We start from the raw sequence: 15,350 nt of genomic DNA, 5'->3' as shown, positions 1-15,350 counted from the left end.
CGGCCGGGACAAGGGTTTCACACCCTACGATGCCATCTTCCAGCGCATCTCCGTGCTGAAGGCGAGAAACGCATCCCGCGACAGCGGTTTTGCGAAGGCATAGCCTTGCAGGAGATCGCAGCCGAGCATGCTGAGCATCTCGGCATGCTGCATCGTTTCCACGCCTTCCGCGACGATCTCGATGCCGAGCGAGCGGCCGATCTCGATGATCGAGCGCACCAGCGCCTGCTCGTTTCGCGACTTGAGAATGGGGGAGACGAGCTGCCGGTCGATCTTCAGCCGCTTGGGCTTCAGTTTGAGCAGGCTCACGATGGAGGTGTGCCCGGTGCCGAAATCGTCGATCTCGATGTCGATGCCGAGCGCCTTGATGCGCGCGAGGTTGGAGAGAACCACGTCGTCGCTCTCATCGAGGAAGATCGATTCCACGAGTTCGAAGGAGAGCTGGCCGGGCTGGATCGACAGGCCGGTGAGGCTGTCGATCAGGCTTTCGTCGCGCAGGCGCCGGGCCGAGACGTTGACCGACACCTTGGGCATGATCAGGCCCTTGGCCGCCCAGCGCGCGCAATCCAGCAGCGCCTTTTCCAGCACGATCCGGTCGAGCGTCGCCATGACGTTGAGGTCTTCGGCGATCTTGAGGAAGCGATCGGGCGTCAGCAGGCCATCGCGCGGGTGGTTCCAGCGGATCAGCGCCTCCGCGCCGGCAAGCTTCAGCGTGCCGGCATCGATCTGCGGCTGGTAGTAGGGCACGAACTCGTTGTTCTCGATGCCGGCGAGAATGTCGTCGGCGATGCGCTTGGTCGAGATGATCTCAGCCTGCAGCGTCTCGGTGAAGAATTCGTGGCGGTTGCGGCCGAGCGCCTTGGCCCGATAAAGCGCGATGTCCGCGTTGACCAGCAGCTTCGCCGTGTCGATGGCCTGTCCTGATGCAAACGCGATGCCGATGCTCACACCGAAGCGGCAGAGATGGCCTTCGTAATCGACGGGCTGCTGCATCAGGGCGATGATGCGGCGCGCAAGCCCGCTCAGATAGTTCTCATCGGTGGTGTCGGAAACCACGACGACGAATTCGTCGCCGCCGATGCGCGCGACGAGGTCGTTTTCGCGCGTGGAGATGGATAGCACCTGCGAGGCGTGAACGAGCAGCGCGTCGCCGGCGGCGTGGCCCAGCGTGTCGTTGATCTGCTTGAAGCGGTCGAGATCGATATGCAGGATGGCGACCTGTGCCTCGTCCGTCTCGCTGCTTTTGGAGATCGCCGTCAGCACGTCGTCGAGCTTGCGGCGGTTGCCGAGCCCGGTCAGCGGATCGTGCAGCGCATTGTGCTCGATGCGCACCCGCGCCTGTTCCAGTTCGATGTTCTTGGCGTCCGCCTGCGCCTTGGCGGCCTTGAGGTGGTCGCGCAGCACCACGTCCTCGGTCACGTCGAAGGCAAGCCCGATCAGCTTGCGGCTGCCGCCATGCCCATGGTGAACCTTGCCCACCGAGCGGACGTGACGGAGCTCGCCGTTGGACAGCACGACGCGCGCCTCGTTCACATAGGGTTGCTCCAGCGCCGTGCACCGGTCGACATTGTCCACGATCGCGTCGCGGTCATCCGGATGTATCGCGGCGAGCCATGCCTCGCGCGTCACGATGCCGTCGGTGAAGGTAAGGCCGTAGAGCTGGTGCATGCGCACGTCCCAGAAGGTGCGTCCGCCATCCAGATCCGCTTCCCACATGCCGCACTGGTAGGAATCGAGCGCCAGGTCGAGGCGCCGGGTCGTCTGCTCCAATTCGGCATTCTGCCGCTCGGAGCGCTCCTTGGCCTCCTTCAGGCTTTCGGTCATGTGAACGTCTTCGGTCACGTCGAAGGCAAGGCCGACCAGTTTGCGCCGGCCATCCTCGACATGCAGCTTGCCGACCGACTGGACGTAACGGATGTTTCCGCCGGGCAGCAGGACACGGGCGGTACGCATGTAAGGCAGGCCTCTCTGCGTGGTGTCCGCCACCTTGCGAAGAGCCTCTGCCCGATCGTCCGGATGAAGCGCGGCCAGCCAGACCGCGCGCGGAATGCGCTCGCCGGTGTTGGGAACGCCGTAGAGCTGGTGCATGCGCTCGTCCCAAAGCGTCAACCCGTCTTCGAGATCGCTTTCCCACAGGCCGCACTGATAGGCGTCGAGCGCGAGGTCGAGACGTTGCGTGAGGCGCGCCAGCTCGGCATTCTGCACCTCGGTCTGCTCCTTGGCCGTCTTCAGGGCCTCGTTCAGCAGGACGTCCTCGGTGACGTCCCAGCAGATGCCGGTCAGCGTCTCGCTGCCGTTCGGGGCCGCCAGGCGCGAGCCGATGCTTCGGATGTGCCGCCATGACCCGTCCGGCATGCGGATGCGGTACTGCGCGCGGTAATCGCTCGCGCCCGCGCGGATCAGCTCCATCTGGGCCAGTGCGGGTGCGATATCGTCGGGATGCAACGCGGCGTTCCAGAGATCGTCGGTAAGCGCCACGCTTTGCGAGAAGCCGTGCAGGCGATGCATCTGGGCGTCCCACTGGCGGGCGCCGCTCATGAAATCGTATTCCCATATGCCGATCTTGGAGGCGTCGAGCGCGATGTCGAGACGCTGCGAAAGCGTCTGCACCTGCCGGTCACGGGCCCGGAGCCGGGCGAGGTTGCGCTGGCGTTCGGAAATGAGGCCGCCGGTCAGGAAGATCGGTATGATGATGACCAGCGCGCTGGCGAGAGCGGTGAGGCGGATCTGCGCCAGGTTTTCCGGCGGATGGTGCCAGCCCTGCGCGGGGATCGCCCCCACCTCCCACCTGCCGCCGGGAAAGCTCAGAACCTGCACCACCGGATCGCTTTCGAAAACCTCGGCATTGCCGAAGAAGGGATCGTTGATGTTGTCGGGCACGCTGACGTCGCGGATCGCCAGCTCCATGTCCGTGGCGTGTTGCGAGATTCCATGCCGCACGCGCTGGCCTTCGGTGATCAGGCCGGCATCGATGAGCAGCTTGCGCTCGTCGATCACGCCATCGACATAGCCCCACAGGTGCTGCCGCCCGCCGACCTGCGTGAAGACAGGAACGAAGAGGTTGAAGCCCCGGCCACCCTTGGCGAATTCCACGGGCCCGAAGATCCGGGGTTCGGCAAGGCCGCGCTCGCTTTGCACCGCGTGGCGAAAGGAGGGGAAACGATTGAAATCGGTGCCGAGATACCGCTCGTTGCCGCTTGTCGGAAAGGCATGGCTGACCTTGCTGTCGGGCGCGAGGCCGATGCGGCGGATATGGCGGTTCTGCAGCATCAGCCGACCGGCAATGCCACTGAACTGCTCCGCCGCATGGCCGGTCGCGACGGAGATCATGTTCGCGACGCTGCGCAGGGCGGCCGCGTCGCTGTTCATCTCGCTGCGCAGCCGCGCGACCGTCAGGGCGAGATCGCCGGATACGCGCATCTGGAGGTCGTTGCGATAGACCTGCTCGTTCTGCCGCTCGTAGAAGACGGTCGCAGCGAAAATGACGCAGCCTGCGATTGCGGCGGGAACGAGTGACGGCCGCGCCCATTCTGCGATGGATGCGATGCGGTGGCGAATGGAGGCAGTCGATGGCAACGCGCAAGCCCTCGTTTATCGAGGGAAAATAGGGTGTCTTCCCTTAAGATAGCCTTTATGAGCGGCTGGAATTCCGGGCTTTGCGGCTCCAGGCGGCGTTGACGCGGCGCGGATGCCGGCAGGGCTGCCGATAATAGCGGGGATGATGCCGGCGGGAGCCTTGATTCGCACTGCCTTTCCGGCCATCCATGTCACGGGCAGTCAAAAAGCGGGCGAATTTCGCCATATTTGGGGAGCATCTGACGTGTCCGGTAAGAAGACTGATTCATTTCCAGGGGTTCGCAGAATGCGTTTGATGATCGCCGCGCTGATGGCCATGGCCACCTTCCTGTCGCCGCTTGCCGCATCCGCCGAAAGCGCGGATGTCGAGGCGACGATCACCGGTGTCGATACGAACAGTCTCAGCCTGTCGCTGGATGACGGCAAGAAGTATCAGGCGCCAGAAGAATTCAACTTCGAGGGTCTGGCGCCGGGCGTGAAAGTCGTGGTGTTCTACACGGAAGTCGATGGCAAGCGCGTCATCAACGACCTTGAGGTCGTTCAGTAAGGCCCTGCCTCACAGCCAGTGCATGCCGGCGGCGTCGATGCGCAGGATGCGATCCTGATGGATCGGCGTATTGGCCGCCTCTTCCTCATCCATGCCATTGAGCCGGAAAGCGGCGCGGAAAACGCCGCCATGGCTGACGCAGACCGTGGGCTTCGTCACGTCGGCGAGCCATGAGCCGATGCGCCAGCAGAGGATTTCGTAGCTCTCCGCCGCTTCGCCGGGCGGGATGAAGTTCCACTTCGCACGGGCGCGTTCCTCGACCCGCTCCGGCGTGCTTTCCTTGAGTTCGGGAAGCGTAAAGCCCTCCCAATCGCCGAAGGACACTTCGACGAGGCGCGGATCGGTGCGATAGGCGAGGGGATCGAGGCCCATGGCGCCGCGCATGATCTCCATGGTCTCGCGCGTGCGCCCGAGCGGGCTTGCCACGAAGTCGAAATCGGACACGGTGTCGCCGAGCAAGCCCTTGAGGGCCAGACCGTTGCCGGCCGCCTGCTTGCGGCCGGTCTCGTTGAGCGGAATGTCTTTTTGGCCTTGCAGCCTGCCCTCTGCGTTCCACGCGGTCTGGCCGTGTCGGATCATGTAAATGAGCAAGCTGAAAACCCTGCGTCAGTCCTTGACGACGGAAATGTCGGGCGCGTCCACCGCCTTCATGCCGATGACGTGGTAGCCGCTGTCGGCGTGATGCGTCTCGCCGGTGACCGAGCGCGACAGGTCCGACAGCAGGTAGAGGCCGACATCGCCCACTTCCTCGATGGTGACGGTCCGGCGCAGCGGCGCGTTGTACTCGTTCCACTTGAGGATGTAGCGGAAGTCGCCGATGCCCGAGGCCGCAAGCGTCTTGATCGGGCCGGCCGAGATGGCGTTGACGCGAATGTTCTGCGGGCCGAGATCGACCGCCAGATACTTCACGCTGGCTTCCAGCGCAGCCTTGGCGACGCCCATCACGTTGTAGTTCGGCATGACCTTCTCGGCGCCGTAATAGGTGAGCGTCAGCATCGAGCCGCCATCGGTCATCAGCTTTTCCGCACGGCGGGCGACCGACGTGAAGGAATAGACCGAGATCTGCATGGTCTTGGCGAAGTTGCCCGGCGTCGTATCCACGTAGCGGCCGGTCAGCTCGTCCTTGTCGGAAAAGCCGATGGCGTGCACGAGGAAGTCGATCTTGCCCCACATCTTCTCGACATTGTCGAAGACGGCATCGATGGATGCCTCGTCGGACACGTCGCAGTCACCGGCCAGGACGGCGCCGATTTCGGCGGCCAGCGGCTCGACGCGCTTCTTGAGCGCATCGCCCTGATAGGTGAAGGCGATCTCGGCGCCCTGTGCGTGGATGGCTTTTGCGATGCCCCAGGCGATGGAACGGTTGTTGGCGACGCCCATGATGACGCCGCGCTTGCCCTTCATCAGACCAGATGCCTGAACCATGGAATGCCCCCTGAAACTAAAGTCGAGACTGCCTATGGCATAGGCGGCTATGCGGTTCAAGCGCGCTCGGGTTCAGGAACTGTTAGCATTCGTAACAATGGGTGCATGTTTCACCGCATCGTCACAAATCGTTTTAAAGGTAGAGGCCTTCGCGCTGGGAGCGCATCAGGTCGATCATCCTCGCGTCCGGCTTGTCCCACAGAAGAAGGCGGATTTCGGCAACGAGATCGCCGCGTTCGCCGTTCTCCATGATCAGGCCTTCGCCCGGAATGCGGATCGTCTGGTCCGAGCCGGACCATTCCGGAACCGTCACGGAAAGGGGACCGAGCGGCCCTTCGATGGTCGTTTCGCAGCCGAGGACCGCGTTTTCGATCGTGACGGGCAGGTCGACCTTGAGATCGAAGCCGTCGACGCGGAAACGGCCGGACGTCACACGCACGGTGGCGACGACATCGCCGCGGCGCAGGCCCTCCATGCGGTAACCGGCCTCCTTGAGGCGGATCACCTGGCCGTCCGTCGTGCCGGCGCCGACGGGAATGCGGATCGTCTGGCCTTCCGGCGTCTCGATCGTCGGGCGCACCTTGTTCAGGATGTCCTCGACGGAAACGCTGACATCCGTGACGAGATCGGGCGCCTTGTCCATCTTGGCGCGGCTGCCGCGGATACGGCGAAGAATTGCCGAAATGAGAGTGGCGCCCGGCGCTGCGGCGGGTGCGGTATTGGCCTCGTCGCTCTCGTCCGCGGCCTTGCGGGCATCCTGCGCGGGCGCGGCGTTCGATTGGGTCTGCTGCGGCTGGGCCTGCTGTTGCGGGCGCGGCTGCGCGCCGGCATCTGCCTGCGCGTTGCGCGAATCGACGCCGAAGATGCGGGCGATCATGTCCTCCGCGTCCTCGTTGCCGGCGCGCGGCGGCTCGCTGCGCGCCTTGCGCTCGGCCTGCTGGCGGCGCATCTGCTCCATGCGGCGCATTTCCGCCTCGCGCTGCTGGCGGTCGTAGCGGCTGCGCTTGTCGGGATCGCGCAACAGGTCGTAGGCGCGGCCGGCCTCGGTGAAGCGCACGGTGGCGAGCGGATCGTCGTGATTCTGGTCGGGATGCACGGCTTTCGCGAGCGAGCGCCAGGCCGCCTTGATTTCCTCTTGCCCGGCACTGCGTTTCACGCCGAGGATCGAATAGGGATCACGCATAACTTCTACCCGTTTCCGTTGTGGCGCCATGGTAGTGGCGAACGTCCTAATCGGCCCTTACGGATCAGGGTTTAGAAAGTGTTATCCCTGGCGGTCGAAGGCCAGGAGCATCCACTCGCCGGAATTGCCCATGCAGGTGCGGCCGGTGAAGTTGGCGATGCCCTGGTAGGAATGTTTCGTGGTCACGAAATCCCGGCAGGTGCGGCCGGACCGGTCCTGGTTCTCGGCGATGGAACTGATGACGCCGGCGCTGCCGGAGGCGGAATTCGCCCACGGGATCGCGTTGCCGCCGGTGCGGGCGAGGTCTGCGGACGACACGGCGTTGCGCACGGTGATCTCGTCGGTCAGACGTTCCGTGTTGCCGTTGGATACGGTGCTGGTGCGCAGCGACGTGTCGACCTTGCTGTCGGAAAACAGGTCAAGGCCGCTCATGCAGCCGGAAAGGACGGTGCCGGACATCATGACGGCAAGAACCCCAAGGCCGCGCACCCAGTATCGCTTTGTGTACGGTCGCGTTTTTGTTATGTCTTTCACTCCAGCCTGCCTCATACAGCTAGATAGATCGGCATTGAGTTAAATATGAGTGACAATGCGTTAACAAGCGGTGACTTCACCGAGGAAAACGAACCCTACATCCTTTTCGGCCAATGGCTGGACGATGCCGGCAAGACCGAGCTCAACGATGCCAACGCGCTGGCGCTCTCCACGGTCGACGCGACGGGCATGCCCAATGTGCGCATGGTCCTGCTCAAGGGCTTCGACGAGCGCGGCTTCGTGTTCTACACCAATTTCGAAAGCCGGAAGGGCGAGGAACTTCTCTTTGCCCGCAAGGCCGCCATGTGCTTCCACTGGAAGACGCTGCGCCGACAGGTCCGCATTCGCGGCGATATCGAGGTGGTGAGCGATGCGGAGGCCGACGAATATTACGCCTCGCGTCCGCGCGGCAGCCGCATCGGCGCCTGGGCTTCCAAGCAGTCGCGGCCGCTGGAAAGCCGCTTCGCGCTGGAGAAGGCGGTGGCGGAATACACCGCGCGCTACGCGATCGGCGAAATCCCGCGGCCGCCGCACTGGTCCGGCTTCCGCCTGAAACCCGCCTCGATCGAGTTCTGGCACGACCGCCCCTTCCGCCTGCACGACCGGGTGGAGTTCCGCCGCACGGAAGACGGCGCGGGCTGGACGAAGGTTCGCATGTATCCCTGATCGTCAGCGCCGCATCAGCCGGAAGGGAATGCCCGAGGCCAGCGCGCCCACATATTTCGGCTTCTGGTACAGGCCGTTGAGCGAGATGCGCGGCAGCGACGTCGGCGTGTCGAAGGAGCGGGCCGAGAGCGTGCCGGGCTCCGTCGTCACGGCGACGCGGAAGCCGAGTTCCTTCGCCAGACGGTGCTCGCGCGGCGAGACGGACGGCCTGTCGCCGTAGGGATAAGCGAGGGTCTCCGGCCGGCGACCGATGATGGCGGCGATGCGCTCGGCCGAAAGGTCGATCTCCGCGCGCGCCTCCTCGTCGCTCAGGCGCGCCAGCGCCCGGTGGCTGATCGTATGCGCGCCGATGGCGGCAAGCGGGTTGAGCACGAGGCTTTTCAGCTCGGGTTCGCGCATGACGAGCCGCTCGGTGATCATGAGCGGCTCCACGCCATGCGCCTTCGCTACCGCATCGAGCCGGTCGATCGCGGATGCCTCGTCCGTTTCGGAATGGATGAAGCGCGCGAAGCGGTCGAAGGCGGCCTGTTTCTGGATGGGTGTTGCGAGCGGCAGAGTGACCGGGCCGGAGCCGAAGTCGAATTCGAGATGCGGCACGGCGCGCAGAAGGTCGGTCAGCGTCTCCCACCAGATACCATGCGTCTTGCCGGCAAAGCCGGGCGCGACGAAGACGGTGAACGGCACCCTGTGCTGCGTGAAGACCGGCTGGGCATAAACGGCATTGTTGCGATAGCCGTCGTCGAGCGTGAAGGCGGCGAAACGCTCGCCGGCGCGCGCGATGGCGAGCCGCGCGGGCATGTCGGCAAGCGCGACGAACTGATAGCCTTCCTCTGTCAGGCGCCGGATGGCCATATCGAGGAATTCGGGCGTGATTTCCAGATGCGCATTGGGATCGAAGCTCTGTGGCGTCTTCGGCCGGACGTGATGCAACGTGAAGATCGCCCCCATGCCGCGGGCCGAGGACATCAGCCCGACCCGTTCGGCCAGGTGCGCGAACTCCAGCCCGCCCGTGATGACGGCGCGCTTCAGCCTCTGTCGCATGGCATTTCGGATCGGCATGTCGTTTCGGTCTTTCCGCATCATTTCGAGCGGTCGTTATCGCACCGGGCCGGTATCCGAGTGGTTAACAGGGGCTTTCCTGCGGCGGATCGGAGGGGCGCGACCCGGCTGGAAGGTGAGAAGGCGAACCACCTCCATGGCGATGTCGAGAAGGGTGTCGAACATGTCTTCATGCTCCATGCGTTGAATGTGCATGGATTGTCCGCCCGCTTGCCTGTCTGCCTCAAACGAGTTTATCGTCGATTTCGAATGACTTGAGGTTATGCAATGAAGCGCGGACGGCTGCCCCTGACGGCATTGCGGAGTTTCGAGGCGGCGGGACGGCTCGGCAGTTTCACGCTTGCCGCCGATGAGCTTTCCGTCTCGCAGGCCGCCGTCAGCCGGCAGGTCAAGGAGCTGGAGGCGGAACTGGGCAAGCCGCTTTTCGAGCGCCGCCACCGCAGCGTGCGGCTGACGGCGGCGGGCCGCAGCCTGCTCGACGTGCTCTCCCGCTCCTTCGATGCCATGGACACGAGCCTCTCGGAAATCCGCGGCCGACGGGGTGGGGGACTCCTGGAAATCAGCGCCGAGCCATCCTTTGCGGCCTGCTGGCTGGTCTCGCATCTGGAGGATTTCCGCGCCGGGCACCCCGAGATCGACGTCGCCGTCGATTCCGACATGCGGCTCATCGAATTCCGCACCCACGAAGCGGAAATCGCCATTCGCCATGGCATGGATGCGAAGGCCTGGCCGCGTACGGAAGCCGACCTTGTCGTCGAGGTCGATCTGGTGCCGGTGATCGCGCCGACGCTTCTGGCATCCGGACCGCCGTTGCGGACGCCCGCCGATCTTCTGGCGCATACCCTGTTGCATGAGGAAAACCGCAGCGTCTGGGAGCGCTGGTTTTCCACCGCCGGTGTGGAAGGCGTGCCGCTTGGCCGCGCGCAGATCTTCGCGGAAGGAAACCTGGTGCTTCAGGCCGTGCTGCGCGGCCACGGCGTCGCGCTGGTCGATCGCTTCCTGGCCGCCGAAGACATCGCCGCCGGCAGGATCGTGCAGCCGTTCGACCTGTCGATCCGCCACGGCGCCTACTGGCTGGTCGCGCGCAGCTTCAAGCGCCTCTCGCCGGAAGCGCGCGCCTTCCGGCAGTGGTTGTTGCAGAGGATTGCTGCGTCGGGTGGAACGTGATGGCGTCGCCCGACTGGCCCAGAAAAATCAGGCCTTCGTCCCGCCCACCGTGATCTGGTCCATGCGCAGATGCGGCTGGCCGACGCCGACCGGCACCCACTGGCCGGCCTTGCCGCAATTGCCAATGCCGGTGTCGAGCTTGGTGTCGTTGCCGATCATCGAGACGCGGCGCATGGCGTCCGGTCCGTTGCCGATCAGCATGGCGCCCTTGACCGGCGCCGTCACCTTGCCGTTCTCGATGAGATAAGCCTCGGTGCAGCCGAAGACGAACTTGCCCGACGTGATATCCACCTGCCCGCCGCCGAAGGAAACGGCGTAGATGCCGTTCTTGACGGAGGCGATGATCTCGTCCGGCGTCTTGTCGCCGGAGAGCATGTAGGTGTTGGTCATGCGCGGCATGGGGCGGTAGGCATAACCCTGCCGGCGGCCGTTGCCGGTCGCCTTCATGCCCATCAGCCGGGCATTCTGCCGGTCCTGCATGTAGCCCACGAGCTTGCCGTCCTCGATCAGCACGTTGTAGGCCGAAGGCGTGCCCTCGTCGTCGACGGTGATCGAGCCGCGGCGGTTGTCGATCGTGCCGTCATCGACGACCGTGACGCCCCTGGCGGCGACCTGCTCGCCCATCAGCCCGGCGAAGGCCGAGGTCTTCTTGCGGTTGAAATCGCCCTCCAGCCCGTGGCCGACCGCTTCATGCAGCATCACGCCCGGCCAGCCATTGGCGAGCACGACATCCATCGTGCCGGCCGGGGCCTCGACGGCCTCGAGATTGACGAGCGCCTGGCGCAGCGCTTCGTCGGCGCCGGCGTGCCAGCTTTCCTCGGTCAGGAAGGCATCGAAGGTGGTGCGACCGCCGGTGCCGAAGCTGCCGGTCTCCTGCCGGTCGCCGTCACCCACCACGACGGAAATGTTGATGCGCGTCATCGGGCGCACATCGCTGACGCGATGGCCGTCGGCGCGCAGGATGTTGACGACCTGCCAGCTTGCGGCAACCGAGGCCGTGACCTGCCGCACCTTCGGGTCCTTGGCGCGCAGATAGGCGTCGATCTCGGTCAGGAGCGCCACCTTCTCCTCGAAGGTCGGCGCGCCGATAGGATTGTCGGGGCTGTAGAGCTGCCGGTTGGTGCCCTGCGGTGCGGCGGCGTAATCACCGGAATAGCCGCGCGCGACGGCGCCGGCGGCATCGGCTGCGCGCTTCAGCGCCGACAGGCTCATCTCACCGGAATGGGCGTAGCCGACGGCTTCGCCGGCCACGGCGCGCAACCCGAAACCCTGGTCGGTGTTGAAGCTGCCGCCCTTCAGACGGCCGTTGTCGAAGGACAATGATTCGGCCTGGGCATGCTCGATGAACAGCTCGCCGTCGTCGGCGCCCTTGAGCGTTTCCCGCAGAACGGCCTGCACGGTCGCCTCGTCGGCATCGAAGAGGGAGAGAAGGTCGGTGTTCATGGCGGGCTCCGCAAGCAATGGTGGACGGGGCTCATGTAAGTTCCCCGGCGGCGGGCGGCAAGCCCGCGGCGGAAGGCTTACGGCAGCGCGTCGTAGCCTTCGCCGAAGCCCTTGAGATCGACCGGGATGCCGATGCCTTCTTCGGGAGACTGGAAGACGATGAAGGTCGCCGTCGCACCGGAGCGGAAGGTCTTGAGCAGCTCGTCTTCCAGCACCACCTCGGCATAGCAGCCATCGGCGAAGCAGCGCACGAAATAGGCGCGGCCGATATCCTTGCCGTCGACATTGAGGCCGAGGCCGTTTGGCAGCAGCACGCCGAGCGGGGCGAGAACGCGCAGGATCTTCGCCTTGCGGTCGGCCGTCTTGAGCACGACGACGGAAAGGCCGAGCTCCGGCCGGTCCTCGGCCAGCACGTTCTGCATGAGAGCGCACTGCTCGCCGGATGCGCCGGCCGGCTGGTCGCAGACGATCGACCAGGCGCCATGGTTGGATTTCACCGTTCCGGGCTGCTGCGCTGCGGAGAGGGAAGGGAGTGCCGTGGCGCCGAGCGCGAAGACGGCAAGGCCGAACGCCGCCCGTGACAGCCGGGAGAGGGGAGTGAAACCCATGAAAACCTCGGAATCTCGAATCAGTCGGGCTATCTTTGAATAGCCGGCGGCGAAATGAAAAGCCCCGGCCGCTGCTTTCCGATTGATTGAAGGCGGAAATTGGACGCGATCGCGCAGTTTCGCGCCATCCGCCACTCTTTATTTAATAAGGAGTGTCTGCTGCCCCAAGCGTCGCACGGTTAGACCGGCCGAAGCAGGCTCGCCGCTGCCAAACCTTTCATGCTATAGACAAATGTGAAGAAACTGTGGGGAGTGGCCCCATGTCTTTGCGTTTGCGCAAAAATGCCGCACGGGGGCATCCCCATGGCGGTTGCGGCGGACATGAAACTATGATTTTAAGCACTCAGTATAGCAGGGATTCTGCGCGTCTGTTTGATCCCGATCAAACGCCTTGGGGAGATACGTTGTGAAAAACAAAGCTTTTGCAGGTCTGGCCGCTCTCGGCTGTCTGCTCTTTGCTTCGACCGCCTTCGCTGATCAGCCGTTCGACTGGCAGAAGGGCCTTCAGCCCGCCGCGACTCCGATCATGGAGGAAATTCGCTGGTTCGAGCAGTACACATTGTGGTTCATCGTTCCGATCACCCTGTTCGTTCTCCTCCTGCTCATCATCGTCGTCGTCAAGTTCCGCGAAAGCAAGAACCCGGTGCCGTCCAAGACCAGCCACAACACGGCTATCGAGGTGCTCTGGACGCTCGGCCCGGTCGTCATTCTCCTGTTCCTCGCCGTTCCCTCCTTCCAGCTCTTGACCAAGCAGCTCGCTCCCACGGAAGAGCCGGAACTGACCATCAAGGCCACGGGTTTCCAATGGTATTGGGGTTACGAGTACCAGGTCGGCGACAACCCGGTCTCCTTCGACAGCCTGCTTCTGCATGACAACGACCGCGCGGCCGCCGGCAAGGAAGACAAGTCCGTCTATCCGCGCCTCCTGGCCGTCGATAACGAAGTCGTCGTTCCCGTCGGCAAGCATGTCCGTCTCCTCGTCACCGCCGGCGACGTGATCCACGCTTTCGCCATGCCGTCCTTCGGCGTGAAGATCGACGCCGTGCCGGGCCGCATGAACGAGACCTGGTTCAAGGCCGAGCGCGAAGGCCTGTTCTACGGCCAGTGTTCCGAGCTCTGCGGCAAGGACCACGCGTTCATGCCGATCGCCATCCGCGTCGTTTCGCAGGAAAAGTTCGATACCTGGCTTGCTGCCGCCGCGACGAATGTCGGCGAGGCAAACAAGGCCCTGATGGCGTCTGTCGACGGTGCGGCCAAGTCCGTAGACGTCGCCCAGAACGCCGCGCAGTAATACCTAGGGAGTCAGATCCATGGCCGGAACATCCGCTGCCCACGGCGATCACCACGATCACCACGAACACAAGCCGCTTACTTTCTTCCAGCGTTGGTTCCTGTCGACCAACCACAAGGATATCGGCACCCTCTACCTCATCTTCGCGATCTGTGCGGGCATCATCGGCGGCACGCTGTCGATCTTCATGCGCATGGAGCTCCAGGAGCCGGGCATCCAGATCTTCCACGGTCTGGCGCAGATGGTCTACGGCTTCGAGGGCGACGCTGCCATCGATGGCGGCAAGCACATGTTCAACGTCTTCACGACGGCGCACGCGCTCATCATGATCTTCTTCATGGTCATGCCCGCGCTGATCGGCGGCTTCGCCAACTGGATGGTCCCGATCATGATCGGCGCGCCTGACATGGCGTTCCCGCGCATGAACAACATCTCCTTCTGGCTCATCATCCCGGCCTTCCTGCTGGTGCTGCTTTCGATGTTCGTCGAAGGCCCGGCGGGTGCCTATGGCGCAGGCGGCGGCTGGACGATCTATCCGCCGTTCTCGACGGCCGGCCAGCCCGGTCCCGCGATGGACCTGGTGATCCTCGGCCTGCACATTGCCGGCGCGTCCTCGATCCTCGGTGCGATCAACTTCATCACCACGATCCTGAACATGCGCGCTCCGGGCATGACGCTGCACAAGATGCCGCTCTTCGCCTGGTCGGTTCTGATCACCGCCTTCCTGCTCCTGCTTTCGCTGCCGGTCCTGGCAGGCGGCATCACCATGCTGCTGACCGACCGCAACTTCGGCACGGCCTTCTTCGCGCCGGAAAACGGCGGTGACCCGATCCTCTTCCAGCACCTGTTCTGGTTCTTCGGCCACCCGGAAGTGTACATCCTGATCCTGCCCGGTTTCGGCATCATCAGCCACATCGTGTCCACCTTCTCGCGCAAGCCGATCTTCGGCTACCTCGGCATGGCCTATGCCATGGTCGCCATCGGCGCCGTCGGTTTCGTCGTGTGGGCGCACCACATGTACACGGTCGGCATGTCGCTCGACACGCAGCGCTACTTCGTGTTCGCCACGATGGTCATCGCCATCCCGACGGGCATCAAGATCTTCTCGTGGATCGCGACAATGTGGGGCGGCTCGATCCGCTTCACGACCCCGATGGTCTGGGCGATCGGCTTCATCTTCCTGTTCACCGTCGGCGGCGTCACGGGCGTCCAGCTCGCCAATGCCGGCCTCGACCGTGCCCTGCACGACACCTACTACGTGGTTGCGCACTTCCACTACGTTCTGTCGCTCGGCGCCGTCTTCGCCATCTTCGCAGCCTGGTACTACTGGTTCCCGAAGATGAGCGGCTACATGTACTCCGAGTTCATCGGCAAGCTGCACTTCTGGGTCATGTTCATCGGCGTGAACCTGGTGTTCTTCCCGCAGCACTTCCTCGGCCTCGCCGGCATGCCGCGCCGCTACATCGACTACCCGGATGCCTTTGCCGGCTGGAACGCGGTGTCGTCCTACGGCTCGTATATCGCAGGCGTCGGCGTGCTGATCTTCCTCTTCGGCGTCTTCGAAGCCTTCGCCAAGAAGCGCGTTGCCGGCGACAATCCGTGGGGCGAAGGTGCCAACACGCTGGAATGGCAGCTGTCTTCGCCGCCGCCGTTCCACCAGTGGGAACAGCTCCCGCGCATCAAGTAAGGTCTTGAGATCGGGGCCGCCGGCAACGGCGGCCTCAGTACTGGCAAACCGGCGGAGGCCGGGACAGGGCGCCGGCGTTGAGCCGCAGCCGAAACCCCGCTCTCCGTCATCCTCGGGCCTGACCCGAGGATCCACTCCCACGGTACGCCGGAGGATGTGGCATG

Annotated in this window: 14 protein-coding genes; 5 read left to right on the top strand and 9 right to left on the bottom strand. The window is 64.2% G+C overall.

The features are described 5' to 3' along the window. Positions 1-24: 24 nt before the first annotated feature. Complete coding sequence (locus B5M41_RS15945; protein ID WP_134648891.1) at positions 25-3,576, bottom strand: bifunctional diguanylate cyclase/phosphodiesterase; 3,552 nt, start codon at positions 3,574-3,576, stop codon at positions 25-27. Between the two features lie 286 nt (positions 3,577-3,862). Between B5M41_RS15945 and B5M41_RS15940 the strand changes: the two genes are divergently transcribed. After that, the gene (locus B5M41_RS15940; RefSeq protein WP_134648890.1) at positions 3,863-4,123 is read left to right on the top strand and encodes a DUF1344 domain-containing protein; all 261 of its coding nucleotides are present in this window, start codon (positions 3,863-3,865) and stop codon (positions 4,121-4,123) included. A 9-nt stretch (positions 4,124-4,132) separates the two neighbouring features. Here B5M41_RS15940 and B5M41_RS15935 read toward each other — a convergent pair whose 3' ends face one another. From B5M41_RS15935 to B5M41_RS15920, 4 genes are all read right to left on the bottom strand, one after another. Beyond that, complete coding sequence (locus B5M41_RS15935; RefSeq protein ID WP_134648889.1) at positions 4,133-4,714, bottom strand: histidine phosphatase family protein; 582 nt, start codon at positions 4,712-4,714, stop codon at positions 4,133-4,135. A 15-nt stretch (positions 4,715-4,729) separates the two neighbouring features. After that, positions 4,730-5,548, bottom strand: a complete 819-nt coding sequence (gene fabI, locus B5M41_RS15930; RefSeq protein ID WP_134648888.1) for an enoyl-ACP reductase FabI — start codon at positions 5,546-5,548, stop codon at positions 4,730-4,732. 133 nt (positions 5,549-5,681) lie between these two features. Further along, positions 5,682-6,731, bottom strand: a complete 1,050-nt coding sequence (locus B5M41_RS15925; RefSeq protein ID WP_134648887.1) for a DnaJ C-terminal domain-containing protein — start codon at positions 6,729-6,731, stop codon at positions 5,682-5,684. Between the two features lie 81 nt (positions 6,732-6,812). Then, on the bottom strand, positions 6,813-7,220 hold the full coding sequence (locus B5M41_RS15920; protein WP_230640128.1) for an RT0821/Lpp0805 family surface protein: 408 nt from the start codon (positions 7,218-7,220) through the stop codon (positions 6,813-6,815). Positions 7,221-7,310: 90 nt separating this feature from the next. Between B5M41_RS15920 and pdxH the strand changes: the two genes are divergently transcribed. Then, on the top strand, positions 7,311-7,931 hold the full coding sequence (gene pdxH / locus B5M41_RS15915; RefSeq protein ID WP_134648886.1) for a pyridoxamine 5'-phosphate oxidase: 621 nt from the start codon (positions 7,311-7,313) through the stop codon (positions 7,929-7,931). A 3-nt stretch (positions 7,932-7,934) separates the two neighbouring features. Here the strand turns inward: pdxH and B5M41_RS15910 are convergent, their stop codons facing one another. Beyond that, on the bottom strand, positions 7,935-8,972 hold the full coding sequence (locus B5M41_RS15910) for a polysaccharide deacetylase family protein (RefSeq protein WP_230640126.1): 1,038 nt from the start codon (positions 8,970-8,972) through the stop codon (positions 7,935-7,937). Between the two features lie 54 nt (positions 8,973-9,026). Beyond that, positions 9,027-9,185, bottom strand: a complete 159-nt coding sequence (locus B5M41_RS15905) for a hypothetical protein (protein ID WP_167719010.1) — start codon at positions 9,183-9,185, stop codon at positions 9,027-9,029. A gap of 72 nt (positions 9,186-9,257) precedes the next feature. Here B5M41_RS15905 and B5M41_RS15900 point away from each other — a divergent pair, with 72 nt between their 5' ends. After that, complete coding sequence (locus B5M41_RS15900) at positions 9,258-10,157, top strand: LysR substrate-binding domain-containing protein (RefSeq protein ID WP_134648884.1); 900 nt, start codon at positions 9,258-9,260, stop codon at positions 10,155-10,157. Between the two features lie 27 nt (positions 10,158-10,184). Here the strand turns inward: B5M41_RS15900 and tldD are convergent, their stop codons facing one another. Both tldD and B5M41_RS15890 read right to left on the bottom strand, forming a co-directional pair. Beyond that, positions 10,185-11,600 carry a metalloprotease TldD gene (gene tldD, locus B5M41_RS15895; protein WP_134648883.1) on the bottom strand — a complete coding sequence of 472 codons (1,416 nt, stop codon included), beginning with the start codon at positions 11,598-11,600 and terminating at the stop codon, positions 10,185-10,187. A 77-nt stretch (positions 11,601-11,677) separates the two neighbouring features. Next, the gene (locus B5M41_RS15890; RefSeq protein WP_134648882.1) at positions 11,678-12,208 is read right to left on the bottom strand and encodes an invasion associated locus B family protein; all 531 of its coding nucleotides are present in this window, start codon (positions 12,206-12,208) and stop codon (positions 11,678-11,680) included. A 406-nt stretch (positions 12,209-12,614) separates the two neighbouring features. Here B5M41_RS15890 and coxB point away from each other — a divergent pair, with 406 nt between their 5' ends. Together coxB and ctaD are read left to right on the top strand one after the other, a co-directional pair. Then, on the top strand, positions 12,615-13,499 hold the full coding sequence (gene coxB / locus B5M41_RS15885) for a cytochrome c oxidase subunit II (protein WP_134648881.1): 885 nt from the start codon (positions 12,615-12,617) through the stop codon (positions 13,497-13,499). Positions 13,500-13,518: 19 nt separating this feature from the next. Next, positions 13,519-15,186: a cytochrome c oxidase subunit I gene (gene ctaD / locus B5M41_RS15880; RefSeq protein WP_134648880.1), complete on the top strand. Its 1,668-nt coding sequence runs from the start codon at positions 13,519-13,521 to the stop codon at positions 15,184-15,186. Positions 15,187-15,350 lie beyond the last annotated feature (164 nt).

This window comes from Shinella sumterensis, assembly GCF_004514425.2.
GTDB classification, from domain to species: Bacteria; Pseudomonadota; Alphaproteobacteria; order Rhizobiales; family Rhizobiaceae; genus Shinella; species Shinella sumterensis.
This window is presented reverse-complemented; position numbering and strand designations above follow the sequence as displayed.

Excerpts from the sequence above, each read along its gene's own strand:
- B5M41_RS15940 (WP_134648890.1), top strand. The coding sequence starts at position 3,863 with ATGCGTTTGATGATCGCCGCGCTGATGGCCATGGCCACCTTCCTGTCG.
- fabI (WP_134648888.1), bottom strand. The coding sequence starts at position 5,548 with ATGGTTCAGGCATCTGGTCTGATGAAGGGCAAGCGCGGCGTCATCATG.
- B5M41_RS15925 (WP_134648887.1), bottom strand. The coding sequence starts at position 6,731 with ATGCGTGATCCCTATTCGATCCTCGGCGTGAAACGCAGTGCCGGGCAA.
- pdxH (WP_134648886.1), top strand. The coding sequence starts at position 7,311 with ATGAGTGACAATGCGTTAACAAGCGGTGACTTCACCGAGGAAAACGAA.
- B5M41_RS15910 (WP_230640126.1), bottom strand. The coding sequence starts at position 8,972 with ATGCGACAGAGGCTGAAGCGCGCCGTCATCACGGGCGGGCTGGAGTTC.
- B5M41_RS15905 (WP_167719010.1), bottom strand. The coding sequence starts at position 9,185 with ATGCACATTCAACGCATGGAGCATGAAGACATGTTCGACACCCTTCTC.
- B5M41_RS15900 (WP_134648884.1), top strand. The coding sequence starts at position 9,258 with ATGAAGCGCGGACGGCTGCCCCTGACGGCATTGCGGAGTTTCGAGGCG.
- tldD (WP_134648883.1), bottom strand. The coding sequence starts at position 11,600 with ATGAACACCGACCTTCTCTCCCTCTTCGATGCCGACGAGGCGACCGTG.
- B5M41_RS15890 (WP_134648882.1), bottom strand. The coding sequence starts at position 12,208 with ATGGGTTTCACTCCCCTCTCCCGGCTGTCACGGGCGGCGTTCGGCCTT.
- ctaD (WP_134648880.1), top strand. The coding sequence starts at position 13,519 with ATGGCCGGAACATCCGCTGCCCACGGCGATCACCACGATCACCACGAA.